The 25,991-nt window shown below is 55.1% G+C and carries 21 protein-coding genes; 11 read left to right on the forward strand and 10 right to left on the reverse strand.

Annotation, left to right across the window (positions count from 1 at the left end; genetic code table 11):
- Positions 1–140: 140 nt before the first annotated feature.
- A complete protein-coding gene (locus tag NR795_RS13075; RefSeq protein ID WP_257758459.1) occupies positions 141–1,094 on the reverse strand; it encodes an aldo/keto reductase in 954 nt (317 codons plus the stop codon).
- Positions 1,095–1,346: 252 nt separating this feature from the next.
- Here NR795_RS13075 and NR795_RS13080 point away from each other — a divergent pair, with 252 nt between their 5' ends.
- Entirely contained in the window at positions 1,347–1,571 is a 225-nt protein-coding gene (locus tag NR795_RS13080; protein ID WP_257758460.1) for a hypothetical protein, read from the forward strand.
- A gap of 258 nt (positions 1,572–1,829) precedes the next feature.
- Positions 1,830–3,041, forward strand: coding sequence for an MFS transporter (locus tag NR795_RS13085; RefSeq protein WP_257758461.1), 1,212 nt, complete (start codon positions 1,830–1,832; stop codon positions 3,039–3,041).
- Between the two features lie 48 nt (positions 3,042–3,089).
- On the opposite strand, the gene NR795_RS13090 is transcribed toward NR795_RS13085, so the two are convergent.
- The 3 genes from NR795_RS13090 to NR795_RS13100 form a co-directional block, all read right to left on the reverse strand.
- Entirely contained in the window at positions 3,090–5,486 is a 2,397-nt protein-coding gene (locus NR795_RS13090; protein WP_257758462.1) for a membrane-bound PQQ-dependent dehydrogenase, glucose/quinate/shikimate family, read from the reverse strand.
- A gap of 168 nt (positions 5,487–5,654) precedes the next feature.
- The gene (locus tag NR795_RS13095) at positions 5,655–6,176 is read right to left on the reverse strand and encodes a GNAT family N-acetyltransferase (protein ID WP_257758463.1); all 522 of its coding nucleotides are present in this window, start codon (positions 6,174–6,176) and stop codon (positions 5,655–5,657) included.
- Between the two features lie 29 nt (positions 6,177–6,205).
- Positions 6,206–7,081, reverse strand: a complete 876-nt coding sequence (locus NR795_RS13100; RefSeq protein ID WP_257758650.1) for a DMT family transporter — start codon at positions 7,079–7,081, stop codon at positions 6,206–6,208.
- A 108-nt stretch (positions 7,082–7,189) separates the two neighbouring features.
- On the opposite strand from NR795_RS13100, the gene NR795_RS13105 reads away from it, so the two are divergent.
- Entirely contained in the window at positions 7,190–8,536 is a 1,347-nt protein-coding gene (locus NR795_RS13105; protein WP_257758464.1) for a PLP-dependent aminotransferase family protein, read from the forward strand.
- Positions 8,537–8,832: 296 nt separating this feature from the next.
- Positions 8,833–9,363, forward strand: a complete 531-nt coding sequence (locus tag NR795_RS13110) for a DUF2778 domain-containing protein (protein WP_257758465.1) — start codon at positions 8,833–8,835, stop codon at positions 9,361–9,363.
- Between the two features lie 265 nt (positions 9,364–9,628).
- Here the strand turns inward: NR795_RS13110 and NR795_RS13115 are convergent, their stop codons facing one another.
- The 6 genes from NR795_RS13115 to opgC are packed head-to-tail and all read right to left on the reverse strand — an operon-like array spanning position 9,629 to position 14,283.
- Positions 9,629–10,135, reverse strand: a complete 507-nt coding sequence (locus tag NR795_RS13115) for a hypothetical protein (protein WP_257758466.1) — start codon at positions 10,133–10,135, stop codon at positions 9,629–9,631.
- A gap of 41 nt (positions 10,136–10,176) precedes the next feature.
- Positions 10,177–10,596, reverse strand: a complete 420-nt coding sequence (locus tag NR795_RS13120; protein ID WP_257758467.1) for an ATP-binding protein — start codon at positions 10,594–10,596, stop codon at positions 10,177–10,179.
- Positions 10,597–10,603: 7 nt separating this feature from the next.
- Entirely contained in the window at positions 10,604–10,942 is a 339-nt protein-coding gene (locus tag NR795_RS13125; protein ID WP_144818969.1) for an STAS domain-containing protein, read from the reverse strand.
- Complete coding sequence (locus NR795_RS13130; protein WP_144818967.1) at positions 10,939–12,147, reverse strand: PP2C family protein-serine/threonine phosphatase; 1,209 nt, start codon at positions 12,145–12,147, stop codon at positions 10,939–10,941. Before NR795_RS13130 ends, NR795_RS13125 begins: the two co-directional genes overlap by 4 nt.
- 8 nt (positions 12,148–12,155) lie before the next feature.
- Positions 12,156–13,055, reverse strand: a complete 900-nt coding sequence (locus tag NR795_RS13135; RefSeq protein WP_144818965.1) for a hypothetical protein — start codon at positions 13,053–13,055, stop codon at positions 12,156–12,158.
- Positions 13,056–13,065: 10 nt separating this feature from the next.
- Positions 13,066–14,283, reverse strand: coding sequence for an OpgC domain-containing protein (gene opgC / locus NR795_RS13140; RefSeq protein ID WP_257758468.1), 1,218 nt, complete (start codon positions 14,281–14,283; stop codon positions 13,066–13,068).
- A 278-nt stretch (positions 14,284–14,561) separates the two neighbouring features.
- On the opposite strand from opgC, the gene NR795_RS13145 reads away from it, so the two are divergent.
- The 7 genes from NR795_RS13145 to NR795_RS13175 are packed head-to-tail and all read left to right on the forward strand — an operon-like array spanning position 14,562 to position 25,927.
- Positions 14,562–16,379 carry a cellulose synthase catalytic subunit gene (locus NR795_RS13145; RefSeq protein WP_257758469.1) on the forward strand — a complete coding sequence of 606 codons (1,818 nt, stop codon included), beginning with the start codon at positions 14,562–14,564 and terminating at the stop codon, positions 16,377–16,379.
- The gene (locus tag NR795_RS13150) at positions 16,376–17,707 is read left to right on the forward strand and encodes a DUF3131 domain-containing protein (RefSeq protein ID WP_257758470.1); all 1,332 of its coding nucleotides are present in this window, start codon (positions 16,376–16,378) and stop codon (positions 17,705–17,707) included. The genes NR795_RS13145 and NR795_RS13150 overlap by 4 nt, the downstream gene beginning before the upstream one ends.
- The gene (locus NR795_RS13155; protein ID WP_257758471.1) at positions 17,704–19,251 is read left to right on the forward strand and encodes a DUF3131 domain-containing protein; all 1,548 of its coding nucleotides are present in this window, start codon (positions 17,704–17,706) and stop codon (positions 19,249–19,251) included. The genes NR795_RS13150 and NR795_RS13155 overlap by 4 nt, the downstream gene beginning before the upstream one ends.
- Entirely contained in the window at positions 19,236–20,630 is a 1,395-nt protein-coding gene (locus NR795_RS13160; protein ID WP_257758472.1) for a DUF3131 domain-containing protein, read from the forward strand. The genes NR795_RS13155 and NR795_RS13160 overlap by 16 nt, the downstream gene beginning before the upstream one ends.
- Entirely contained in the window at positions 20,627–21,061 is a 435-nt protein-coding gene (locus tag NR795_RS13165; RefSeq protein ID WP_257758473.1) for a globin, read from the forward strand. Before NR795_RS13160 ends, NR795_RS13165 begins: the two co-directional genes overlap by 4 nt.
- 2 nt (positions 21,062–21,063) lie before the next feature.
- On the forward strand, positions 21,064–23,745 hold the full coding sequence (locus tag NR795_RS13170; RefSeq protein WP_257758474.1) for a response regulator: 2,682 nt from the start codon (positions 21,064–21,066) through the stop codon (positions 23,743–23,745).
- Positions 23,735–25,927, forward strand: coding sequence for a glycoside hydrolase family 2 protein (locus tag NR795_RS13175; RefSeq protein WP_257758475.1), 2,193 nt, complete (start codon positions 23,735–23,737; stop codon positions 25,925–25,927). Before NR795_RS13170 ends, NR795_RS13175 begins: the two co-directional genes overlap by 11 nt.
- Positions 25,928–25,991: the final 64 nt, after the last annotated feature.

Below are 25,991 nucleotides of genomic sequence, written 5' to 3' on the forward strand. Positions count from 1 at the left end.
TTGCTCGTCAGATAGCGCAAACGATGTGAGAAAAAGGCGGTAATGACAAAGAATTTAAATGGCTTAGCTTTTGCGAGGCGCGGCAATAATCCACCGCAGGATAGAGCGCCCGGTGATAACCACCGGGCAGAGGAGAGGGATTATGCGCCGGCTTTATCCAGGGTGAGTATATCTTCCGGCGTGAGCTGAAGGTTGATGGCCTCAACAAAGCCGTCGACGTGCTCAATTTTGGTGGCGCTGGCGATAGGTGCGGTAACGCCGGGACGGCTAATCAGCCAGGCAAGCGCCACCTGCGCGGGCTTGACGTCGTGCCTCTCCGCCACGCTGTCCAGCGCCGCCAGAATGGCGTAGCCGCGCGGATTAAGGTATTTACCCACGCCCTCGCCGCGCTGGCTTTGACCCAAATCCTTCTCGCTGCGGTACTTCCCGGAGAGGAAGCCTGAGGCCAGGCTGAAGTAGGTCACCACGCCAATATTCTCCCGCACCACCAGCTCCTGCAGTTCGCCTTCAAAGCCGTCGCGATCGTAGAGGTTGTACTCCGGCTGTAGCACCTGGTAGCGCGGCAGGCCGTTGGCGTCGGCGGCCTTAAGCGAGGCTTCCAGCTGCGCCGCATTGAGGTTGGATGCACCAACAGCGCGGATCTTGCCTGCCTTCAGCAGCTTCTCATACGCGCCGAGGGTCTCCTCATAGGGGGTACTGTCGTCCGGCCAGTGGGAGAAGTAGAGATCGATGTAGTCCGTTTGCAGGCGCTTGAGGGAGTCATCTACCGCCTGTTCGATCCAGCGGGCGGAGAGCCCCTTTTTCCCCGGCTCGCCAAGATCTGAGCCTACTTTGGTAAACAGGGTGATCTTTTCCCGTGCGCCAGGGTGGGCAGCGAACCACTTGCCAAGGATCGTTTCGGATTCGCCACCTTTGTTACCTGGTGCCCAGGCAGAGTAGACGTCGGCGGTGTCGATAGCGGTCAGGCCGCGCTCCAGCAGCGCATCCAGCAGGCTGAAGCTCTGCTGCTCATCAACGGTCCAGCCAAAGACGTTACCGCCAAAAACCAGCGGTGGAATGTGTAATCCCGTCGTGCCTAATGAACGTAAAGCCATGCGCAATACCCCTTTTTTGAGTTACGGTATAGGCAAGGGTAGACAAAACACGGCGAGGCATAAGCAATCTTTCGCGTATGATTATCAGAATCAGGCAAAACCGCATTAAATGTGACAATGAAGCTCTATGCTTGTTAGATATACTTACCTTATAAATTAATTCCGCTAAGCAACAGTGGTTTATTTTACTTATTGGTGAGAAAAGTTTAAGGTTTCTTTGTCACTTTGTTCACATTAAGAAGTATCCAGACAATGAAGAAAGCAATACTTTTTTTACTATGGGCAGGTATCACTCTATCAGCGATACTTGGCGTTGTATCAGCAGCGTTAAATGTTATGCTCATGCTTTCGTTAGCTTTTAATGAGACTGCAAATAGTTATGCTTATGGTTTTTTAATTGGCCGTTGGAGCTTTACGCTTATAATGGTCATCTTATTCTACGTTTTAAAACGGTTAGTAAAAAAATGTAGCTTATAGCTAATCAACTATTCTAATAAGCCATGCCCAGTAATATAGGCTGCCAGCATGTACTGAATGTAAAATGCTTCCAGGCGCTTAGCAGCGATGCATAAGCAATCTTGTACCTCTCTTTTCCAGAGCCGAAATAGATGCTACGTTATCGGTTCGCTCTCAACGCCCGGACCAGCCAATGTAACGACATCTCAACTCTGACAGCTTTCACGATCGTGCGGCACCTGCTGCATGAGGACTTCTGTTTGATTGAGTATGTTAACAATGAATAACCTTTTGATGGTTCTGGTGCAGGCGCTACGCCAGCATCGCTGGCTATGCCTGTTTGGCGTCGCCTATATTTTTTCTTCAGTGGGTAATGGACTGACCCAAACCCTGATCCTCGGCCAGCTCCTGCGCTGGCATGCGCCGCCCTCAACCCTGACGCTGACCTATATGCTGGCTACCCTGCCTGGCTTTATCGGCAGCTACCTCGGGGAGAGGCTATGCCGACGCGTCTCTCCGCTGCGCCTGCTGCTGCTCAGCGAACTGGCTGGCATGGTGTCGCTGCTGCTCCCGGCATATGGTCTGATGGCGCACAGCACTCCTTCGCTGCTTGCCCTGCAGTCGATAGAGGCGCTGCTGGCGGGGCTGTCATGGCCAGCGATGAGCCTGCTGTTTAAGCGGGGCTTAAGCACTTCAGAGCTGCCTGCCGCAACCGCAATGGAGACGGTGATTTTTGCCTCGCAGGTGCTGCTGGGAACCGGTATCGGTGTGCTGCTTTTTGATCGCGTCTCCCCCGCGACGCTACTCTGCGCCGACGCGATAAGCTTTTTGCTTTCTGCCGTTTTTCTGCTGCTTGCCATGCGTTGCCTCGGGCCGATTGATGAGCAGCCTGATAAGCAATTTGCTACACAAATGGCGCTGCGCTGGCACGCGCTATCCTGCCGGCAAAAACGGAGCCTGCTCCTGCTTCCGGCGCTGGCTGCGGTCGGCGCACCGGCCATGGCGCTGCTGCCCGCTCTGGCGCAGCAGATCAGACCGGATGAAACCACCGGGCTGGCGCTGCCGCTGATCTTTGCCCGCAGCCTGGGTCAGCTCTGTGGCCCGCTTCTGCTCAACGCTGACCGGCTCGGCGAGTATGCCCGCAGCAACCGCTACCTGCTGGGCTGCCTGCTGATTTTCCTTGCTGCTTACGCTCTGTTACCTGGCTTTTCAGCCTACAGGAGCGTCGCGCTACTGATGATATTTCTGGCACACCTGGCATCTAACATGGTCTTTGCGCTGGGCACCTTTAGCGTCCTGAACGACTTCACTGCGGAAACGGTGTCGGTCGCGAGTGGTAAAGCGTGGCGGTGGCAGGCGGTGAGCGCTGCGTTAACAACGGGTATCGCGGCCATCGTGGCGGCGCAATGGGGAGCGGCTCAGGCGTTATATACGGTGTCGTTCACATCGCTGACGCTGGTGATGGCGATTCTGGTTCGCTATCGTCACTAAGAAGGAAAATGCTACGGGTCGGCTGACCCGTAGCAGAGAGGGTAAAGATTACTTCAGACGATACGCAACAACGGCGTCGCCGCCTTTGGTGCCCAGCGAGCCGTGACCGCCCGCGGCAATAACGACGTACTGCTTGTTATCGCTGCCCAGGTAGGTTGCCGGGGTCGCCTGGCCGCCTGCTGGCAGCTCGGTTTGCCACAGAAGCTTACCGGTGTTGATGTCATAGGCACGGAAGAAGTTATCTGCCGTTGCGCCATGGAACACCACGTCACCCGCCGTCACCAGCGGACCGCCGTGAGCAACCATCCCCATCGGGAAGCCGATTGGGAAGCGCCCTGGCAGAAAGGAGGTGTTGAGGTTCTTGGTCGTGCCGACCCGACGCATCCACTCCGTTTTACCGGTGGTCAGATCGACACCCACCATCCGGCCCCACGGCGGAGCGATACACGGAATGCCCAGATCGGAGGAGAGCTGCTGGATGTGGATCGCGTAGGTGCCCTGGAAGTTCTCATTCCAGTACGGCGAGTTCTCCTTAGTAAACAGACGCTCTTCTTCTGTCTGTGGGGTACGTTTGATCAGGTTGTATTTGTAGGCCAGACGTACCGGCGAAGCGATCAGGATCTGACGCTCCGGGTCGATAGCCACTGAACCCCAGTTAAACACGCCGATGTTACCCGGGAAGACAATAGAGCCGCCTTCGGTGGCTGGCGTCCACGGGTTACCGTCGTAGCGCAGCGATTTGAAATCGATACGGCAGGCCATCTGATCGAACGGCGTGATCCCCCACATCGCTTTTTCGCTCAGCGGATCGGGAATAAAGTTCAGCGCGGAGACCGGCTGGGTCGGCGAGAAGTTCTCCCCGGTGATGCCGCCTTCGGTCGACACTTTCTGCTGGTTGATCGGGTAGACAGGCTCCCCGGTCAGACGGTTAAGCACAAACAGGTTGCCGGTTTTGGTCGGCAGGATAACGACCGGCTGTTTTTTGCCCTGGTAGTCGATATCCAGCAGGGACGGCTGGGACGGGTTATCGCGGTCCCACAGGTCATGCTTCGAGGACTGGAAACGCCATTTGAACGCGCCGGTGTTGAGATCCAGCGCCACCAGCGTGTCGCGGAACTTCTCGGTGTTGCTCTGCGGGTCGCGCTGAGTACCGATTTCATCCGGCGAGGCGTTGCCAAACGGCACGTAGACCAGGCCATTTTTCAGATCGGCGCTGAGGGTAGCCCAGGCCACAGGGGTATCCTGCGGGAAGGTCTGCCCGGCGGCAATCGGCTGGGTATTCTCAGGGTTAGCCGGATCAAAGTTCCAGACCAGACGACCGGTTTCGGCGTCAAAAGCGCGGATCACGCCAGACGGGTTACCGCTGTTATAGCCGTTATCCATCACGGAGCCGCCGAGGATCACCAGCTTACCTGCGACCAGCGGGGCAGCGGTCTGCATCAGCGCGTGCGGACGAACGGTGCCCATGTTGTCATGCAGATCGACAATGCCGTTAGTACCAAAATCGGCGCACAGTTTACCGGTATCGGCATCCAGCGCGATCAGTTTTGCATCGGTAGTGGCATTGAAGATACGGCGAGTACAGGCCGCCGGTGCAGCGTTAGTGGCTGCCGGCTGGGCCGGGCTGCTGCTCTGCGCGGCTGCGCTGCCGTCGTAGTAGCTTACGCCACGACAGGTCTGGTGCTGCTGGAGGTAAGATCGATCCTTCTCAGGAACGTATTTCCACTTCAGCGCCCCGGTCTGCGGGTCGAGAGCGTGTACTTCGTTGTGCGGCGTACAGAAGTAGAGCGCGTTGTTGACCTTCAGCGGCGTTGCCTCGAAGGTGTATTCCGTCGCGTCTTTGTTGCCGTCGCGCAGGTCGCCGGTGTGGTAGGTCCAGGCTACTTCCAGATCGCTGGCATTGTCTTTATTGATCTGGTTAAGCTTAGAGAAACGCAGGCCGTTGGTGGTGCCACCGTAGGCGGTCCAGTTGTTTTCCGCAACGTCAGCGCTGGAGGCGTTACGTGCAGTCGTAATGGTGCCCTCCTGCGGGTATGGATCGTAGAAGCAGAGGCCGATCACCAGGGCGATCATCACCGCGACGGTACCGCCGAGGAAAGGATGGAAGCGACGCTCCCCGGCACCATTGGCGCGGAATAGCGGACGCACTACCCACGGCATCGCCAGCCAGAGGCCAATGACGCCAATCAGATCGCCACGCGGGATCCACTGCCACTTATCAAAGCCGACCTCGTAGATGATCCAGGCCAGAACAATCCACATCAGCACCGCGTAGAGGCTAAGCGCAATGCGTTTGTTCAGGTAGAGCGTTACGGCGGTGGCAATCAGCCCCACGGCCATCACGGCGTAGAATGGCGAGCCGCCGACCAGCAGCAGCTTCGCCCCCATATAGAGCATCGCGAGCCCAATGAGCGCGATGACAATACTTGTTATTTTGTTAAGCATGATTCCCCTGACATAGACAAATGTACAATTGAAACGTCGTTTTACAACAATTTCGAAACAATGTTACAACGATCACAAAAAAAATATAGGGTTGGTGTCGTTGCAAATTTGTCGTTTTGTGCGGGGAAAGGGTCAGAGCAGGGGTAAAAGGCCTGATGCGTAACGGTCTCAGGCGTTACGCATCAGGCCAAACAGCCAGTCGTTATGCAACTTACCCCTCAGCCGATAGCTTTCGTGTAGCTCCTGCTCGAGGGTGAAACCGACTTTTTCCAGCAGGCTGCGGGAAGCGAGATTACCTGCGGTGACGGTGGCAATAAGTCGTTTAATCCCACCCTCGCGGAAAGCGTAATCGCAGACGGCCCGCAGAGATTCTGTGCCGTAGCCCTGCCCCTGGGCGTCGGGCGCGAATAAAAAGCCCACTTCGGCGCAGCCGCTATCGCGATGGATATAGCCCGTAACGCCGAGCCTTTTTCCACTGGCCCTGTCAGAAACCACGAGGCACAGCCAATGGGGACTTTGGGGTGACCAGAGCGGCAGCCTTGAGGTAAACGCGGCGCGAATCTCTTCTTGCTGCGGCATATCCGCCACGTAATACATCACCTGCGGGTCTGTCTGTAGCGCGTGGAAAAAGTCCCAGTCGCTCTCCGTAATCTGCGTGCAAAGAAGCCTGGCAGTCGTTATCGTTATCATCGAGAAACCTCAGTATGTTAACACCCTGATTACCCGGAAAACTTTCGCGATCCGGCCACGCAAAGAATAACACCCAGCGTGCTAACCAGCATCAGCGGATCGACGGTTTCGTGCAACAGCGCGGCGGATAATCCAAGCCCAAAGAACGGCTGCAATAGTTGCAGCTGTCCTACAGTCGCGATGCCGCCAAGGGCCAACCCTTTGTACCAGAAGATAAACCCAATAAGCATGCTGAACAGCGATACGTAGCCCAGCGCAGTCCAGGCTGAGGTAGAGAAGGCACTAAACGATTCTGGCCGCGTGGTAAACGAGGCGATCAGCATGAAGGGCAGCGCAACGATCAGCGCCCAGCTGATGACCTGCCAGCCTCCCAGCTCCCGGGTCAGCTTTGCCCCTTCGGCATAGCCCAGTCCGCAGACAATAATGGCCGCGAACATCAGGAGATCTCCCGTCAGCGAAGCAGAGGCATGTTGCGACAGGGCAAAGCCGACCACCAGCAGACTGCCCAGCACGGAGAAGATCCAGAAGGCAGGACGCGGCCGCTCGCCGCCGCGCAGCACGCCGAAAATCGCCGTAGTAAGCGGCAGCAGGCCCAGAAAGACAATGGAGTGCGCGGAGGTCACGTGCTGCAACGCCAGCGCCGTCAGCAGCGGAAAGCCAACCACCACGCCCAGCGCAACGATAACCAGCGGCACGAGCTGCGACCGATGCGGGCGCTCTTCACGAAAGCCAGCGATCAGTGCGGCAGCTAAAAGACCGGCAATCGAAGCGCGCAGGAACGTCAGAAAAAAGGGATCCATATCGAGGACGGCAATGCGAGTCGCGGGCAGCGAACCGCTGAAGATAACTACTCCAAGCAAACCGTTGAGCCATCCGGAGAGCGCTCCCGGTTCCGCCTTATGCACATCTGCATTAACCATCTTAACGCCACCTTCGATCAGCTTGAGTCATGAATGACGGGATGGTAATTTGCCTGACACAGTACAATCAAAAAATTGTCATAGATACATCTCATGAAGGCGCGCTATAAATCTATCGTAGATAATTTTGCTGAGGCTATACGTTGCGGAAAACGCACCGCCGGAAGCCGTCTACCGACGCACCGGCAGCTTGCATCCGCTGAGCATATCTCGCTGGCAACGGCGACTCGGGTCTATAACGAGCTGGAAGCGATGGGGCTGGTCAGCGGTGAAACTGGACGCGGGACCTTTGTCAGGGATATCTCTCTGCCGCCCGGACACGGCGTGGATCAGCTCGTCGTGGCAACGGATATACTGGATCTGAACTTCAACTACCCCTCCCTGCCGGGTCAGGGTGAATTGCTGCGCGACGCGCTCAGGCAGATGGCGGCAGGCGGAGATATCGAATCCCATCTTCGCTATCAGCCCCATGCGGGGCGGCTCGCTGAACGGGAAATTATTGCCCGCCATTTGACCCAGAGCGGTTTTCGCCCTGAAGCAGAGAACCTGCTTATCGTTAACGGTGCCCAGCACGGGCTGACCATCACCGCGATGGCCCTGCTCAAACCTGGCGATGTCGTCGCCGTGGATGCGCTAACCTATTCCGGTTTCAAAGCCTTAGCGGCGCTCTGCCATCTTGAACTGGTTGCCATTCCCTGTACTGTCGAGGGGCCGAATTTAGAGGCGCTGCGCCAGTTGTGTACCCGGCGGCAGGTGCGGGCTATTTACACTATGCCGACGCTGCATAACCCTCTGGGCTGGGTGCTGGATCGTCAGCAACGAAAAGCGATTGCCGATATCGCCCGGCAGCATGACTTGCTTATTATTGAAGATGCCGCCTACGCGTATTTGATTCGACGTCCGCCCCCGCCCCTCGCATTCTTTGCGCCAGAAAGAACCATCTATATCACCGGCTTTTCCAAAAATGTCGCCACCGGACTGCGGGTAGGCGTTGCCATCTGCCCTGCTCACTATCGACCTGCGCTGGAGCGAGCAATCAGGGCCACGGCCTGGAATACGCCTTCGCTGATGACAGCCCTGGTCTGTAGCTGGATAGAGGACGGGACGGTTTTACGGTTCGAGACGCTTAAGCGGCGCGATGCCCGGCTGCGCCAGTCCATAGCAAGAGAGAGTCTGGGCCCCCTCCCCTCTATTTCGCATCCCGACGCCTATTTTATTTGGCTGCCGCTGGCGGAAGGGGCCAGAGCCGACCGGGTGGTAAAAGCGTTGCTGGAGAGTCATATTTCCGTATCCACCGCCGAACCCTTCTCGGTTTCAGCGAGCGTGCCGCAGGCAATTCGCATCGCGCTAGGCTCGGTGTCTATTGATAACCTGCGCAGCGCGCTGGTAAAGGTGCGGGAGGTCATTGAGTTTGAGCAGTATGGGCTAAGGGGAAGGTGACGATGTTTGTACATATTAAGAGTTCATGTAATATATGAATCAATCAAATGTGCCATACCCTTTATAAAAAATGTAATCCTTTGATTCAATATGCCTTAAAAAGTATCTAAATAAATAATTTTTTGTGAGCAAAGCATACAATGATAGTCATGAGTGACTAGCCCAACCTATATAAAGCAGTTTTTCAAAACTAATTCACCCATAAAATTTTGTTTCATTTCAGCGCTTGGCTTCATTACAAAAAGGAATAAATTAACCACTATCAAGTGCATCAAAATTTTAGTGATGGAAAACATATGCAAATTATGAGAATGAGTTACTCCGATGTAACAAAAGGCGGCGGGGAAGCTAAATTGCACGTTTATGGCGTCGGCATTTTCCCTGTTTTTTCTGGTGAACAACCGTACACTAATAACCCGAACTGTACCGATCGGCGATACAGTGCAATTCCAGTAGGTCGCTATTGGATTGTTGATCGTCCGGAAGGAAGCACTTATAATAGGTTCAGAAGGTATGTAATAGACTCGTGGAACCAATCTAATCACTTCGATTGGTTTGCTTTGTTCAATGCCCAGACGATGAGCGATACTACGTTTATTAACGGTGTATCCCGTGGAGGATTTCGATTACATCCTCTTAGGCCTGATGGTTCGGGTGAAAGTCAAGGCTGTATTACCTTTGTCAGACGCTCTGATTTTTACTTAGTAAGGCAAATATTAATCCGCAGAACAAGGATACGAGTTCCCGGTTCTCGAAATGGTTTAATGGCCTATGGTTATATAGATGTTCAAGGGGATAGTAACTTTGCTAACTGTAAAGCACGTTAAGAATATCGGTCTATTCACTCTGTGCTTTATTAGTGCACTCTGGCTCTCCCGTTATGGTATGCCGCTCTATTCAATAACCAATAAATTTATTGATTTTTCTCACCAAATTTTTGGTAAATATCAGTCGGATATCTATGAGGCGGGCACCGACCCATTAACGTTCACCACCCTGCTCGTGGCAATAACACTGTATGCTTTAATTATTTTTTGGTGCACTAAGATTATCATTAAAAAACTCAGAGAAAAAAGAAGAACTTAACTAAATCTATTTTCTCATGAGTCTTACAATCAACATATACGCAGCAGTAGTAATAGCGATGTTGATAATAACGATTGCGAGGTAAAGAGCCGTGCTTTGCGAACCGTTACCCAGCGACTCATAAGGCATAACCCGAAAAACGATCCAGAACAGCCAGGTATACAAGAACACCTTCAGAAATCGCCGGACTGTAGACGTCATCCACTCTTTCGCATGATGGCCAGTCGTGCTGCGTTTAACGGCAATATGGTATGTCGTTATTAGTGCACTCAGTAACGGGATGCTGATTAGCGTATTGATTAAAAGGCTGAAGTAATCGGACACTGCCTCCCATGCCTCGGGATTTGGCTCTCCCTCGATAGCAGCGGTAAATCGCTGTGCGCCTTCAAAATCAAACCGTTCAGTAATAGCACTCACTATTCCATCGTAGGGCACCCATTTAGCCACAAGAAACATAATTAAAATGAATAATGCGATTTTTATAATCAGGTTAAATAGATCTTTTACTACCATTAACCACTGCCTCAATAGCGCCGGATCGATATCTTCCTTTGCTAAGATGAAAGAAACTTTTTGAACGTGGTGACATTCTCTCCTGAATGGCGCTCTATCTGCAACTCATCAACGCAAAGCAAAATGAGTTTTAATCCCCTTCCGCTTTCTGAGAGCGGCGAAACGTCAGAGAGGGGTTGATTACGCGCTTCCGCCAGGCGCTGAAGGGGGAATTCATCGCCGGCATCGGTAAATCGCACCGTGACTTCCTGGCGAACAGCGGTAAATTCTACGCTAAACAGTCGGTGTTCATCCTCGTTAAGCGCATGGCGGATAATATTGGTTGCCGCCTCACATGCGGCAAGATCGAGCGCAAAGCGCCACTCATCGCTAACGTGCAGCGGGGCCATCTTTTCTGCAAGCCAGGTAGCCAACGGCGAAAGCGAAGCCAGGGCAGCAGGGAGCGTGATAGCGTTAGGCATGGGCGCGTCACCCATTCAGCTGAGCCAGCGCTGAAGCGCGGTCCGGGCAGATGCGGAAAATACGATCCATACGGGTTAGCGTGAACATATTGCGGATGCCGGGATTGAGAGCGCACAGTGTCATTTCGCCTCTGCCGTTCATCATCTTCAGTAGAGAAACCAGCATCCCCAGTCCACTACTGTCGATAAATTCAATCTGACTAAAATCAACGATCAGCGCTTTTCGATCCTCGCCTATCTCACGGACAACCGCTTCCTTGAACGCTGCGGCTACCGAAGCGTCCAGCCTGCGCACCGAGGGCGTAAGAATATTCACGTTTGGCTCTCTTTCTGTATTCATATTCATTCTGTATCTCCTTTGCGCTCAATGATTAAGAGTGAGACATCGTCAGCCATAGCGTGCTGCTCTGCGTTTTCACCGCTGTGCCAGTGGGTCAGATAGTGGCCAAACTGCGGTAAAAGCGCCTCTAATGCCAGACCGTTACTGTCCCGTAGCCAGCGTTGCAGCCGCAGCTGCCCAAACTGCTCTCCGCCAGGGTTTTCACACTCCGTAATGCCGTCGCTAAACAGGCATAGCCGCTCGCCTGACTTCAACACAAAGGGGACGTCGGTCCACGAGAGATCGGGCATTAACCCCACCGGCGCGCCTCCGTTGCCCACTGCGTTAACCTCACCAGCAGGACTTACGATAAAGGGTGTCGGATGGCCTGCCTGGCACAGTTTCCCCTGCCCCGTATCCAGATCGATGACACCATAGATCATCGTGAAATAGCTGACGATCTCTACTTCGTCACTACAAAAACGGCTATTGAGGATGCGTACAACCTCTGCTGGGGACGCTACGCCACCCTCTTCGGAATAGAGAAAGCGCTCGACGGCCCGACCGTGTAAAAACTGCCGGGCGACGGCAAGCGACATCATCGCCGCCCCGACGCCGTGACCTGATACATCGACGCAGTAAAACCCCAGATGGTTATCCAGCGGAAAAACGTTAAAAATATCCCCGGATACCCACGCCGAGGGTAAAAAAAGCCAGTCGGAAAGGTAGTCCCGATAGTGAAGCTGGTGAGAAGGGAGTACCGATTGCTGAATGCGTGCGGCAACCTCCAGATCCTGCTCAATTTGCCGCAGCGCCTCGCTCAGACGGGCATTGCGCGCAGCAAGCGTGGCCTCCAGGGAGAGAATGCGGGCACCCGCATGCAGCCGTGCTCGCAGCTCCGTCTGCTCAACGGGCTTACTGAGAAAATCATCCACACCGGCATCAAACCCCAGCGTCAGATCGCCCGGATCTTCACGGGCAGTGAGGAGAATAAGATAGATGTAGTGACCGAACTGGCGACAACGTATCTCACGACATAGCGTCAGGCCGTCCATCTCTGGCATCTCCCAGTCGCTGATCACCATGCTGAATGTCTGGCTGGCCAGCATCTCAAGGGCAGCAACACCGTTTTCCGCCTCGCTCACGCGATATCCCCACTGAGCTAGCATGCGGGAAAGCAGTCGGCGGTAGACAGGTGAGTCTTCAACAATCAGTACGGGTAGTGCTGACATGTCGCCCCCTATAACGGTAAGAACCAGATAAGGCTAACGGTGCCTTCACGAAACTTCCCATTACCGCTCTGATGGCCGGGATAGCGGGTGCCGGAGAAATTCGCATACTGGATAGAGAATGAGCCTGGCGTATAGCCTGCGTAGCCAAAGCTGTAGCTGTAATCCCCGTTCCAGGGCTGCTGCTGGCTTCTGTCCGGGAACCAGAACGCCGTCGCGCGTACAAAGAAGTGCTGCTTAAAGGTGTAGCCGCATCCCCCTAACATCACGTTTTTATCTTTCCGGATGTCGTTGCTGTCTAAATCGTAGTAGCGCGGAACCCAGCTGTAGCCCACCTGGCAAATAATAGAGTCACCTTTATTGATCAGTAGCGTCTTCTCTACAGGCTTTGGCAGCGAAAATTTATATGCCAGGGTCACAGCGCCCTGCTCAAAGTAGGTATGGCGACCTCCTCCTGATGTCCAGAAGCGATTATCGCCGTAGTTGCTATAAACCAGGCTGACCGTGTTGGCATGCCAGTCATCATAGCCAAAACTGTACCGAAAATCGGCCGTGTAGCGGCTGGTGTCGGTGACCGGCAAACGCGATGTCACGTTGGCGAACCAGTAACTGTAGGGTGAGTACTGCAGGCTAAGATTTAACGTCTGGTTGTATTTTCTTTTCTGCTTTGCACTGTCCGAACTATTCGGGATGGTCATCCACTGCTCTTTCAATCCTGAACTAAAGCTCAGCGCGCCAGAAAAAACATCCTCATTACCTGAAAAAAGACGTCCCCAACGGCTGGTGAACACACCTGCCTGCACCGGCTCGCCATTCTTGTCGCGTAACAATTCTGCATCGTCCTTTTGCGCCGCCTCTGCTCCTGAGATCACGCACAACAGCGCGCAGGCCAGCAAATATTTATCCCGCATGTGCTCTTCCTTAGTTAGGTATCCAGCGTGCACCGACGTTATATTTCGCCATCAGCCACAGTGCACCCAGCGCTGCGGCGTGAACAAAAGTGTTCATAATCCAGTCCTGTCGCCACAGATCGAAGGTCACAAACTGGCTAACCACGAGCACAACGTAAACATGCAAAATAAAGGTGTAGAGAGAGCGTTGCCCTAGCGGGATGAGAAACCACCCTGCAAGGCGATAGATCGGCTGCCAACCCCAGGTCAGCAGCAGGTAGACCGTTACCATCAGGCAGATATCGTTTAACACTCTTATTGGCCCCAGCCCGTTTTTCGCTGCCCATGTGTGATAGAAAGCGTTGAAGTCTGCAGGTGAAATGGTATGCATCAGCAGAGCGGGAGGCATAAAGGGGTTAGTGTGATTTTGTGCGACAAAACCCAGGATGAGCGCCACCAGCACCATAGCAGTAATGGCTACTTTGCCCGGCGGGGTACGGGCAAATGAGATCAGCTCCTCTTTGTACCAGCCGCAGCTCATGCCTAATACGAAAATAAATTGCCAGGCCAGCAGCGGGAAGGCGAACTCAAACTCGGCTGCCGTCACGCGCACGGGCCAACGCTGCCAGCAGCCATAGACCAGTAGAGAGAGGCTTAACAGCCACAGCACTTTGCCCTTCTGCAGCATCCCCAGGAAAAGCGGGCTGAGCAGAAGAAGAAAGATATAGAGGCCCAAAATCTGCGTCTGATGAGGCCCTATCTGCAGGTAGAGCACAATGTTGAACCACGTCTCTTTAATTTGCGGCGTAACAGGGTAGAGCGACCAACTCGTCCCCGAAAAACGATCGGTAAAATGGGTCACCTCAAAGACATTAATAAAAGGGATATATGCCAACCCTAAAAAAGAGAGGATGATGATGATATTAACGCGATATATTTTCCAGGCCCGCAGATAGAGCCCCCAGGAAACGGTGAGTAAAACAACTTTATGTAGCCGGGCACGATTTAGCATGCCTAACATAAATCCGGAGAGGATAACAAAACCCTCAGCGCCAGTGGTCAATCCAAATCTCTCCCAAGTGAATATATTAAATATCGACATTACTTCCGTGTGAGCCACGACCATCATGACCAGCGCAATACCGCGCATTAAATCGATTCTCAAATCGCGACTCCCCGCCACTGAATATTGCCAGGTAGTTGATTTTTCATCGTTATAACGCGCAATCTCTGGCAAAACCTGGCTCATAGGCAGACCGTTCATCCATTCTAATACACAGCGGGTAAATTATTTAAATAGCTCAAAGGCGTGCATCTGGCAATTATGAAGCGATGACGAAAGGGTATTCCCCTCGGCGACCTCTGCTAAAAAATAGTTTTTTTGCCCTTTCCCCTGCTGGAAAGTTTGTCTCTGCAATCTACACTTAATTTACATTTTTGTTAGACGTTATTTCTTCTGGTGAGCCGCTTCCTGCTGGCAAAACGTCTTTAATTCAGAATTATTGCGGAATCAGGATATCCCTCGCTATGGATTTTTACTTTTCCCGTTTTGAAAATCGGCGGCCACCAGAACCACTCAGCACACCGCGCTGGGTGATGGCAATCTGGCAGGTATTAGCGGTAGCGGCGCTCATTCTCGGTGCGAATTATATTTATTGGCGCTGGACGGCATCGCTGAATACTGACGCGCTATGGTATGCCATCCCTCTGGTACTGGCGGAAACGCTGGCCTGGATCGGGACGATTTTGTTCACGATTAACTTGTGGAAAGAGGAAGACCCGCCGCAAACCTCGCCGCCCACTGAGATTAACGACTGCTTGCTGCCGGATGAAAAGGTGGAGCAGAGGCCTATCAAGGTGGATCTCTTCATCGCGACCTATTCCGAAGACGTGGAGCTTGTCAGACTCTCTATTCGCGATGCAATGAAAATGCATTATCCCGTTCCGCTGGACTATCGGGTACACGTTCTTGACGACGGGCGACGCCCCGAGATGAAAGCCGTGTGCGAAGAGGAAGGTGCCAATTACATCACCCGTCAGACCAATATCGGTTATAAGGCTGGCAACCTGCGCAACGGGCTTGAGCAAACCGACGGTGATTTTCTGGTGATTTGCGATGCCGATACCCGCGTTTTTCCTACCCTGCTTAGCCATACGCTGGGCTACTTCCGCGACCCGGACGTTGCCTGGGTTCAGACCCCCCAGTGGTTCTTCGACTTGCCAGAAGGGGAAAACCTCTCTCGCTGGATGGCGCGTAAAGCAGGTAAAGCGGGGTACGGGCTGGGCTGGCTAACGCAAAAACTTATCGGCCCCGTCACCGTGGGCCGTGATCCGTTTTTTAACGATCCGCGTATGTTCTACGACGTGATCTTACGCCGCCGCAACTGGGCCAATGCCGCATTTTGCTGTGGTGCTGCCTCGGTCCACCGTCGCGAAGCGGTGATGCAGGCAGCGCTTCGCAGCTATGTCTGGAGTATTGAGGAGGAGATAGGCCGGCATACGCGTGATATCCGCGATCCAGCTATCCGCGAAACGCTGGAAAATGCCATGCGTCCGCATGTGGCTTTTGATACAGAGCTGACACCCTATAAGTTTCACGTATCAGAAGATATCTATACCTCAATTTTGCTGCACGGCGATGCCGCACGGCGCTGGCGCTCGGTTATGCACCCACGCATTGAGTCTAAAATGCTCTCCCCGCAGGATATGCTGACGTGGATGATCCAGCGTTTTAAATATGCCGCAGGATCGCTGGACATCCTGTTTCATGACAATATCTTTAGCCGCCGCCGCTTTAAGCTTTCTCTGCCACAAACCCTGATGTACGCCACCACGTTCTGGTCCTATATGGCCTGCGTATGGAATACCATTTTCCTGATCTCACCCGTTATTTACCTGTTCACCGGTATTCCGCCGGTCTCAGCCTGGTCTGAGCCCTTCTACCTGCACTTTTTACCCTTTTTTATTGTCTCTGAGCTGGCCTTTATGTTTGGCACATGGGGCATATCCGCCTGGGATGGCCGGGCCTCTTACCTCTCCTTCTTCTCCATGAACCTGCGAGCGCTCGACACCGTACTGCGTGGGGAGCAGATCAAATTTCATGTCACCCCGAAAGAGCGCCAGACAGGCCGTTTTCTCTATCTCGTAAAACCGCAGATCGCCATCGTCGTGCTTACTCTGGCGGGGCTTATCTGGGGTGGGATCCAGGTGGCGCGTGGACAGGTTGACGATCCTTCCGGCTATGTCATCAACATCTTCTGGGGCGCAGTGAATATTGCCGCTATGCTGCCGCTGATCCTTGCCGCCATCTGGACGCCAGCGGAAGAAGAGGAGACGAGCCAATGAGAAAACGCGACGCGCTTTTGTCAGCCCGCAGCTATCTCACCATCCTGCTCGGCTTTCTGCTAGGGTTCGCCATTGTCGTCTGGGTAGAGAAACAGATGCCCACCCGCGTAGAGAGCAGTGCGGGGATGAACCTAAGCAAAGACTTCCCTCCCCTACCCGCCCCCCGCGAGCTGACCTTCGACGAAGCAATCTGGGCGCGGGTGGCCTGGCAGTACTATGTCAACAACACGCAGCCGAATGGGCTGGCCAACGCGCATGACGGTGAACCCTGGTTTAGCCTGTGGAGCACCGGCAGCTATCTTTTTGCCTTAGCGGCGGCAAAGCAGCTGCACATTCTTACTACCGACGAATTTGATGAGCGCATCACGGCCGCACTGTTTACGCTAGGTCAGCTTCCGTTGAATCCTCAGGGGTTGCCCGCCGCCTACTATCATGCTGACACGCTGCAAATGCTGGGTAAACCGGACTCTTCTGCCATCGGTATGGGCCGCCTGCTTAACGCCCTGCAAACCTTGCTGTGGCGCTATCCCCAGCACGCTGCCGCCGTGCGCGATCTCTTCAATCAATGGAAGGTAGGAGCCCTGATCGCCAGCAGTACCGCCAGCCCGGCAGCGGTCCCATTACACCACTGGGCGCTGGCGGCGGACGAACCACGAAATAGCTTTGGCTATCGCCAGTATGCCAGCCATACGCTTCGGCTGATTGACAGTACTGCAGGCCTGGCGGTCACCAATCCGCCTGAGGGACAGCAGATGATTGATATCGACGGCATTATGGTGCCTGACGAAGGGCTACGCACACCATGGGGGCGTCAGCCTTCCCTTATCAGCCTTCCTTATCTGTTAACGGGTCTTGAGCTGGGTTTTGACGCGCAGAGTGCTGAGATCGCCTGGCGCATTATGCAGATCCAACAGCGTCGCCACGGCCTGCGGGTAAGCAAGCCGCCCATCAGCATCGACTATGCCGAGCCTGCCCCGGACTTTGTTAACGATCTACCGGATCGGCAGCCGGTGCAAAATAGCGCCCTGCGCGACGCCACTCCAGAGCAAACGGCAATCACCTCCACCCGCACCGCCTTTGCCTGGTATGCCCTGTTCCGCAACGGCTGGAGCGAAGCGTTGCGCCAGCAGGTACAGAAGCTGCAGATCCCCGGAAAGGGCTGGCAGCGCGGCCTTAACCTTAATAGCAGCGTGAACGATATCGTTGATGCCGATACCAATGCGATCGTCCTTGAAAGCCTGGCCTATATCGCCCAGGGCCAGATGCTTTGTCTGGCCTGCCTTGGCCCTACTACTTCCCCTATTTCTTCCGCAGGAGCTAAGCCATGAAGCTGAAATTTTTACTCTTTTTTCCTCTTCTGGCTGGGCTCATGGCGTGCTGGCTTTCGCTCTCTGCGGCCCGGGCCGCAACCGGGCTACCCGCCTCGGAATTTGAACCACGCAGTGGTGAACTTACGCCCAGGGAGATGGCTATTGCCAAAAACGCCTGGCAATATTTCGTCGCCAACTACCAGCCCACCACCGGGCTGGTCAACGCGGTAAACAAATACCCCTCTACCACCATGTGGGACAGCGCCTCCTACATGGCTGCAATGACGGCAGCCCGTGAACTGGGGATTATCGATAAAACCGAATTTGACCGCCGGATGCTGAAACTCCTCGCCACCCTGAACAAACTGGATCTGTTCCGCAACGAGCTACCCAACAAGGCCTATAACACCATCACAGGACAGAAGGTGAACTACCAGAACAAGCCGGGTGAGATCGGCTTTTCGGCGCTGGATATCGGCCGGATGCTGATCTGGTTAAAAGTGATCAAGGAGCGCTATCCGGAGTACGGCAACAGCATCGATAACGTGATGCTGGGGTGGAATTTCAGCAACGTCATCAACCCCTGCGGCATGCTCTACGGTGCCTATCTGGAAAACGGCCAGCCGAAATACGTGCAAGAGGGACGGCTGGGTTATGAGGAGTATGGCGCGGCAGGATTTTCACTCTGGGGCTTTGGCACCTGTCAGTCCAGCAAGCCCCAGCCTTATGAGCTAGCGGAGATCTACTGCGTGATGGTGCCTTACGATTCTCGCGATCCGCGAATGACCAGCCAGCATAACTATGTGGTAACCGAGTCTTACGTGCTCTATGGTCTGGAATTTGGCTTCGATAAGCCAGAGGACCGGGATAACAGCCCGCGCGACTACTCCCACCCGTGGATGAAAAACTTCGCCGACCGGGTCTATCAGGCCCAGGAAAACCGCTACACCATCACCGGGATTTTAACTGCCCGCTCCGAGCACCAGCTCGATAAGTCACCCTACTTCGTTTACGACACCATCTTCAGCGACGGCTTTAACTGGAACACCATCACCGATAAAGGCCAGTACGTACCTAATACTGCCGCTATATCGCTGAAGGCGGCGCTGGGCATGTGGGTCTTGTGGGACTCTCCCTACACCGACCGCCTGTTGGACGCCATCGAAAACGCCAATGAAGAGGGCAAAGGCTTTTACGAAGGGCTATATGAAAACGGCGACGGTCCAATCAAGGAGTTTACCGCCAATAACAACGGCATCATGCTGGAAGCGATGCTGTTTAAGAAAGAGGGCAAACTGCTACAGTTCAACACCGACAACCCTAAAAACCGCAATTTTGCTCCCTCCCTGTGGGATAAAAAGCTTGTGGATCTGTTTGAACCCAATAACACCCTACGCAATCGTCCATTCCTGAACAGTACGCCAGCCGTTAAGACATGGTGTGACCAGACTGGCACCACGATGCGCACCAAACCCGCCTGCCAGGCCTGCCAGTGCGCCTCCTGTAACACGGACGAGCCCATTAAACTGCCGCCGGTGACTGCGCAATGCTTAAAACCCTAGTGCGCTGGCTGGCCTGTGCCGTCGTCATTCTTCTCATCGCCTTTGCCCTGTTCAGCGGGGATGGCAAAGGGTGGCGCTGGCTGACGCACGGCGGCTGGCATACTACCGCGCGCATCGACAGCCTGACGCCGCAGGAGCAGGAGTGGGCGCGCATCGCCTGGCGCTATTTTGAAAACAACACCCAGCCGCAGACGGGACTGGTCAACGGCAGCGACAAGCAGCCGCGCGTGACGCTGTGGCAAATGGGCGACACGCTGATCGCCCTGCTCGCTGCCCGAGAGCTGGGGTTGGTGCAGGAGGCTGAATTTGACGCAAGGCTAACACGCCTGCTTGGTACTCTGAATCGTCTGACGCTCACCGATACGCGTACGCCCGGCAGGCTCTACTCCAGCCGGACCGCGACCCCAGTCGATTTTAGCGGCAAACCGGCCAACAGCGGCTGGTCGGCAAAAGATATGGCACGACTGATGCTGGCCTTGCGGCTTACGGCTGAACGCGCGCCGCAGTATCGTGAGTATCTGGATAAAATTATCCTGCGCTGGAACTTCTGTCCGGTCATGGATAAAGAGGGAGAGCTGTGGTCCTCCTCGTTGCAAAACGGCAAGCCGCTGATCCGCGATGAGCTGCGTCTGGGTGAAAGCGAGTATGCTGCCAGCGCGTTTCGCCTGTGGGGTTTTTCAACGGGAAAGGCATTTTCCCCTCCCTCTCAGAACGTCATTATTTATCAGCGCAGCCTCGCCGTAGACGCCCGCGATCCACGAACCACATGGCAGCCTTCGTTACTCACCACGCTGCCCGCCATGCTGCCCGGGCTGGAGTTCGGCTGGCAACCGCCGGGCGTGCCGTCCGAGGTACAAAAAACGCTGCGCGCTCGAGCCGAAGGGGTCTGGCTTAGCCAGAAAGCGCGCTGGGAGCGTGACAAGGTGCTTACCGCGCGCGCTGACTTTTATCTCGCCCAGGCCCCCTGGCACGTTGAAGATACCGTCTGGGGAAATGGCTATGCCTGGAACACCCTGGGTGATGATGGTAATAACTATCCCCGTCTGGCACAGGTCACTACCAAAGCGGTCTTTATGCTCTGGGCGCTGTGGAAAACCGGCTATACCGATGCCCTGATGGCAGTGACCCAACATCTTAACCATCCGCAGCAGGGCTGGTTCGAGGGCCGCGTTGAGGCCACCGGTGACATCAATCCAACCCTTACCCTCTCTACCAACGCCATGGTGCTGGAAGCCCTGCTGTACAAACACAACGCCGGACCGCTGTTTAAAAACGGCCTGGTAGAAGACGACGGCTATTTCTCCCACCGCACCGCGGATGTGTTTAACCCGCCCGGTCTCTGTCTGCCGGGCGAACGGGCCGCGAGGGCCGCACCATGAAATTTTATCGCGATCTCTTCGAGGCAAGCCTGAACCGGGTCATACCCAGGCACGACAAAAAGCGCTTTTTCGAAGCCTTTTGGGACACCTTTATCCATATGTCCCCTGAGACGGAGCAGCACTTCGCCCGGCGTCCGGGCACGGAAGGCCAGCAGATGATCTATAAAAGCTTTTTCGCCATGCTCGCCGTTGACGGTGCGCTCTTCGTGCCGGACTTTCTTGAACGTCTGGCGCGGGAGCAGAGCGATGAAGGGCTGCGCCTGCCGCCGCGATTTTTTGCGCTCTGGCGCGAGGCGATGCTCAAAACCGTGCGCACCAGCGATCCTCTCTGCGATGAGGAGATCCTTACCGCCTGGGCGATGGCGATTGCGCCCGGTCTGGAGTACCTGCGTCGCCAGGCAGAGCTGCATTACACGGCGGGAGGCGAATAACCATGCCATCGACATCCAGTTTTGATCTCAACGTGCTGCCCATGGGGGTGATGATCTACGATGAGGCCGAGCGCCTGCGGGCATGGAATGCTAAGGTGCCCCACTTTTACCCGGTGATTGCCCCCTGGTTAACCGTCGGCGCAACCCTCGAAAGCCTGGCGGAGAAATTTATTGATGCGGGCTACAATATCGATCCCGCTCGCCGCCGGACGCTGCGCGAGGCCATTATCCGCAACTGCCGTCAGGCGAGTCATCGAGAGGTGCGGCAATCGGGAAAACGGCGGCTTTATATCCTGCATCAACGGCTTGCGGATGGTGGCATTATCAGTCTGCATACCGATATCACCGAGCTTGACGAGGCGCAGCGCTCGCGCCATCAGCTGCACGACGATTTTTTATTGACCGCGGAGTCGATCCAGATTGGCATCTGGGACTGGCAGGTTTCTTACGACAGCCTGCAGGTGAACGATACGCTGCTGGCGATGGTGGGCCAGTCGCGCGTGCAGCTGCACTACCCGCTGCGTTTTTTGCTTAACCTGGTTCATGAGGAAGATCGTTCCACCCTGCGCCGCGCGATAATCGACTCTAAGCAAGATCATATGCCGGTGTTTGAGTGCGAAATTCGCGTACATCACGAGACGCAGGGCTGGCGCTGGATGCTGATCTCCGGGCAGGTAGTGACCCTTAATATGCAGCAGCAGGCGGAACGAGTCATCGGCACCCTGCAGGACATCACCCGCCGTAAAGAGGCCGAGCTCCTTGCCATCGAGGCCGCCAAAGTCGCCCGGGAGGCCAACGAGGCGAAAAGTGCCTTCCTGGCCAACATGAGCCACGAAATTCGCACTCCGATGAACGGTATCTTAGGCATGACCCAGCTCTGCATGGACACCCAACTTAACCCGCAACAGCAGGAATACCTCTCGCTGGTGATGAGTTCGGCTCAGTCGCTGCTGCATATTATCAATGACATTCTCGACTTCTCACGCATTGAGTCAGGCAAGATGACGGTGGACCAGGAGGCAGTGGAAATTCGACCCTTTATCCAGTCGCTGATCCGTCCGCATATGCCCGCCGCCAGTGAAAAAGGTATTGAACTGCTGGTGGACATCTCCCCGGCGGTACCGGATGTGCTGATGGTAGATGGTCCCCGGCTGCGTCAAATCCTTACTAACCTCTTAGGCAATGCCCTAAAGTTTACCCACCAGGGCGAGATACTGCTGGCGATAGAGCCTGGCGACAGCGATGAAAAATGGCGATTTCGTATTCGCGACAGCGGTATCGGCATCCCGGTGGAGAAGCAAAAGGCCATCTTCGAGGCCTTCAGCCAGGCCGATAGCTCTACTACCCGCCGTTACGGCGGCACGGGCCTGGGGCTGACCATCTCTGCCCGGCTGGTGAGCCTGATGGGCGGAGAGCTGACGGTGCAGAGCGCGCCCGGAGCAGGCAGCGAGTTCGCCTTCACCCTGTCACTGGAGGGTCAGCGGACTCTCTCTGAGACGGATGCCCCTATGGCGCGCTTTAATGGTGAACAGGTGCTGGTGGTGGATGACAACAGCACCAACCTGCGTCTGCTGGACACTATGCTTTGCCTGATGGGGCTAACACCGACCTGCGTAAACAACGCTGACGAGGCGTTACGGCTGGCGGCGGAAGGCGAGAGCGTACGCTGGCCGCTGATCCTGCTTGATGCGCAGATGCCGGATATGGACGGCGTTTCGCTGGCGCTTGAGCTTTCGGTTCTGCCCCGGACCGAACAGAGCCATATCATCATGCTCAGCTCAATGAGCCGCCATTTTGACGCCAACATGCTTAAGCGCATTGGTATTGCGCATTACCTGCATAAACCAATTGCACAGCGCGAACTGCATCAGACTATCGCCAGCGTCCTTGAACCTGCCCCCTTACCTATTTTGACATCTTCCCTCGCCGCCCCGCCCATCACCGCGCAGGTTAGGCTACGTATCTTGCTGGCCGAGGATAACCTGGTGAATCAGAAAGTCGCCAGACGCCTGCTGGAGCGGCTCGGCCACCAGTGCGAGGTCGTGGACAATGGTCGTGAAGCGCTGGAACGCTGGCGCGAACAGCCCTGGGACGTGCTGCTGATTGACCTGCAAATGCCGGAAATGGACGGTGAAACCGCCATCCGCCTGCTTCGCGAAGAGACGCTGGTACAGGGTCGCAGCCATCAGCCCGCCATTGCCATGACAGCCCACGCCATGCAGGGCGATAAAGAGCGCTGCCTGGCGATGGGCTTCGACGGCTATATTGCCAAACCGGTGAATCAGGATGCACTTCAGAATGAGATTATGCGCGTTGCCGCCGGTGAGCAACAGGGGCTGCCGGATGAAGCCAGCCTGTTAAAGCAGTGTGCTGACGATCCACAGTTGGTTCAGGAACTGCTGGCGCTGTTCGGCGAAGGGCTTGACGAGGCGATGCTCACCATAGAGCAGGCCATCGACAACAACAATCGTGATGCCCTGCGTCGCGCCGCGCATAAGCTCCGCGGCGAAGCAGTTACCCTCTGTTTTACCGCGCTTGCAGAGCGGCTGCAGCAGCTTGAGAGCGAGGCTGCGTCACTCGACCAGGACGGGCTGAATGTCCTGAGAGGCGAGCTTATTGAGGAAGTCGGGCGCAGTGTCGCGTGGCTACGCCAGCGAGCGCAGGAGGTAAAGCATGATCCGTAAACTTATTCTGCTGTTGATAGTCAGCACGCCGCTGGTACAGGCAAGCCAGCCCGTCACCTGGTCTCTCGCCGGGCTGTGGCGCGTACATGACGCTAACGACAGCAGTTTTAACGGCGCGGCCGCTCCCGTCACCGACTGGCGTCTGCTTCGCGTTCCAGCCAACTGGTACAGCGCCGGATACGACCATCAGGGGGCACTTTGGTATCGGCATGACTTCACCCTTCCTGAGCGCACGCCGGATACCATGGCCACCCTGGTTTTTGACGGCGTAGACTATTTTGCCGACGTTACGCTCAACGGCCAGCCGTTAGCCCACCATGAAGGCTATTTCCAGCGCTTTTCAGTAGACGTGAGCGACACGCTGCGTCGGCATAATCAGCTTGCCGTACGGGTTGATAGCCCCTATGAGGATCCTAAAAAAGTCTGGCCTCTGCATAAAACACTGATGAAGGGCGTACTTAGCCAGCACGATTCACGCCCGGGGGGAGCCTGGTCTGAACAGGGGCAGGATAATAACTCCGGTGGCATCTGGGCACCGGTGCGATTGCACCTGAGTCGCGGGGTAACCATCGATGAAGTGGTTCTGCGCCCCGATTGGCGTCATGGGCTGGAGAACCCCGCCTTAGAGGCTGAGATCCACTATCGCGCCCTGACCAGCGGCCCCGCCACTCTGCGCCTGACAGCCGCACCAAATAATTTTAACGGCCAACGCTTTCAGCAAGAGTTTCCGGTAACGCTGGATAACAAGGACGGTACCGTACATACCCTGCGCGTCACGCTGCCTATGGAAGAGGCAAAGCTCTGGTGGCCGGTGGGCGTTGGCAAGCCAAACCTCTACCAGGTGCGCGCCACTCTCATGGACGGCCAGGGGGTGATGGATACCGCCGTCACCCGAACCGGCTTACGCAAGCTTGAAGAGCAGCCGGATAACAAAGGCTGGCTTATCAATGATAAGCGGTTATTTATCAAGGGCAGTAACTACATCGGTTCTCCCTGGCTCGGCACGATGACGCGAAAAAAATATCGCCGTGATTTTGAACTCGTCGAGGCAATGAATGCCAACGCGATTCGCGTTCACGGACACGTGGCAGGCCGCGCACTGTATGAGGTGGCCGATGAGATGGGGTTAATGATCTGGCAGGATGTCCCCTTACAGTGGGGCTATGATGATAGCCCTGCGTTTACCGAGAATGCGGTACGGCAGACCCGGGAGATGGTCAAACAGTTCGGTAACTCACCGGCCATTATCGTCTGGGGAGGCCATAACGAGCCGCCCTGGAACTCACCGTGGATGGAAAAAAGATTCCCTGACTGGAACAAAACGTTAAACCAGGCATTAACGCAAAAGGTCGCCGATGCGCTGGCTGAAGATACCTCTCGCATTGTGCATCGTTTTTCTGCCGTAGAGGAGCACTACTGGGCTGGGTGGTATTTCGGTACCATGCGCGATCTGCTTGCACCTGCCAAAACAGGGATTATCACCGAGTTCGGCGCTCAGGCGCTGCCAAGGCTCTCGACCCTGAAAACCTTTATTCCCGCTCACCTGATGTGGCCGAAAAGCACGGCCGCGGACGATCCCGGCTGGACGCTATGGAAGTATCACAATTTTCAACCGTTCCAGACGTTTAAGTTCGCACACATACCGCGCGGTAATAACATTCAGGAGATGATTCATAATACTCAGCAGTATCAGGCGCAGCTGGTGTCGATGGCAGCCGAGAGCTACCGTCGACAGCGATATCAGCCCGTCACGGCCCTTTTCCATTTTATGTTTGTGGAGACATGGCCCTCAATCAACTGGGGCGTCGTGGACTATCTGCGCAAACCAAAGGCCGGATACTACGCACTGCAAAAAGCCTATCAACCTATCCTGCCATCGATTGAGCCGGTTACGCCCGCGTGGCGTGTCGGTAGCCCGACAACAATTCGCCTGTGGGCCATTAATGATACGTGGTCAGCCTGCGACGACTGCCGCCTGAAATGGCAGGTCAAACAAAATGGCCGCGTGCTTGATAAAGGCGAAACAACGCTGACTCTTCTTCCCGACTCCGGCCAGCAGGTAAAAGCGCTCACGGTCACGCCTCGCAGCAAACATAACCTGTTGATTGAGTACTATATTGAGAATAAAGCAGGTAAAACGGTAGGGAAAAACCAGCGCGTAGAGCAGTGCGATAATTGCTAACATAAACTGTAACGGCTGTAACGCTGCTGAGCCTGTCAGATAGCGTTGCATTCGATGCCAGCAA

Origin of the sequence: Pseudescherichia sp. L3 (assembly GCF_024656065.1) — a bacterium.
In the GTDB taxonomy this organism is placed as follows: Bacteria; Pseudomonadota; Gammaproteobacteria; order Enterobacterales; family Enterobacteriaceae; genus Pseudescherichia.

Excerpts from the sequence above, each read along its gene's own strand:
- NR795_RS13145 (WP_257758469.1), top strand. The coding sequence starts at position 14,562 with ATGGATTTTTACTTTTCCCGTTTTGAAAATCGGCGGCCACCAGAACCA.
- NR795_RS13095 (WP_257758463.1), bottom strand. The coding sequence starts at position 6,176 with ATGATAACGATAACGACTGCCAGGCTTCTTTGCACGCAGATTACGGAG.
- NR795_RS13130 (WP_144818967.1), bottom strand. The coding sequence starts at position 12,147 with ATGTCAGCACTACCCGTACTGATTGTTGAAGACTCACCTGTCTACCGC.
- NR795_RS13085 (WP_257758461.1), top strand. The coding sequence starts at position 1,830 with ATGAATAACCTTTTGATGGTTCTGGTGCAGGCGCTACGCCAGCATCGC.
- NR795_RS13120 (WP_257758467.1), bottom strand. The coding sequence starts at position 10,596 with ATGCCTAACGCTATCACGCTCCCTGCTGCCCTGGCTTCGCTTTCGCCG.
- NR795_RS13135 (WP_144818965.1), bottom strand. The coding sequence starts at position 13,055 with ATGCGGGATAAATATTTGCTGGCCTGCGCGCTGTTGTGCGTGATCTCA.
- NR795_RS13160 (WP_257758472.1), top strand. The coding sequence starts at position 19,236 with ATGCTTAAAACCCTAGTGCGCTGGCTGGCCTGTGCCGTCGTCATTCTT.
- NR795_RS13090 (WP_257758462.1), bottom strand. The coding sequence starts at position 5,486 with ATGCTTAACAAAATAACAAGTATTGTCATCGCGCTCATTGGGCTCGCG.
- NR795_RS13150 (WP_257758470.1), top strand. The coding sequence starts at position 16,376 with ATGAGAAAACGCGACGCGCTTTTGTCAGCCCGCAGCTATCTCACCATC.
- NR795_RS13080 (WP_257758460.1), top strand. The coding sequence starts at position 1,347 with ATGAAGAAAGCAATACTTTTTTTACTATGGGCAGGTATCACTCTATCA.
- opgC (WP_257758468.1), bottom strand. The coding sequence starts at position 14,283 with ATGAGCCAGGTTTTGCCAGAGATTGCGCGTTATAACGATGAAAAATCA.
- NR795_RS13175 (WP_257758475.1), top strand. The coding sequence starts at position 23,735 with ATGATCCGTAAACTTATTCTGCTGTTGATAGTCAGCACGCCGCTGGTA.
- NR795_RS13110 (WP_257758465.1), top strand. The coding sequence starts at position 8,833 with ATGCAAATTATGAGAATGAGTTACTCCGATGTAACAAAAGGCGGCGGG.
- NR795_RS13165 (WP_257758473.1), top strand. The coding sequence starts at position 20,627 with ATGAAATTTTATCGCGATCTCTTCGAGGCAAGCCTGAACCGGGTCATA.
- NR795_RS13115 (WP_257758466.1), bottom strand. The coding sequence starts at position 10,135 with ATGGTAGTAAAAGATCTATTTAACCTGATTATAAAAATCGCATTATTC.
- NR795_RS13155 (WP_257758471.1), top strand. The coding sequence starts at position 17,704 with ATGAAGCTGAAATTTTTACTCTTTTTTCCTCTTCTGGCTGGGCTCATG.
- NR795_RS13125 (WP_144818969.1), bottom strand. The coding sequence starts at position 10,942 with ATGAATATGAATACAGAAAGAGAGCCAAACGTGAATATTCTTACGCCC.
- NR795_RS13105 (WP_257758464.1), top strand. The coding sequence starts at position 7,190 with ATGAAGGCGCGCTATAAATCTATCGTAGATAATTTTGCTGAGGCTATA.
- NR795_RS13170 (WP_257758474.1), top strand. The coding sequence starts at position 21,064 with ATGCCATCGACATCCAGTTTTGATCTCAACGTGCTGCCCATGGGGGTG.
- NR795_RS13075 (WP_257758459.1), bottom strand. The coding sequence starts at position 1,094 with ATGGCTTTACGTTCATTAGGCACGACGGGATTACACATTCCACCGCTG.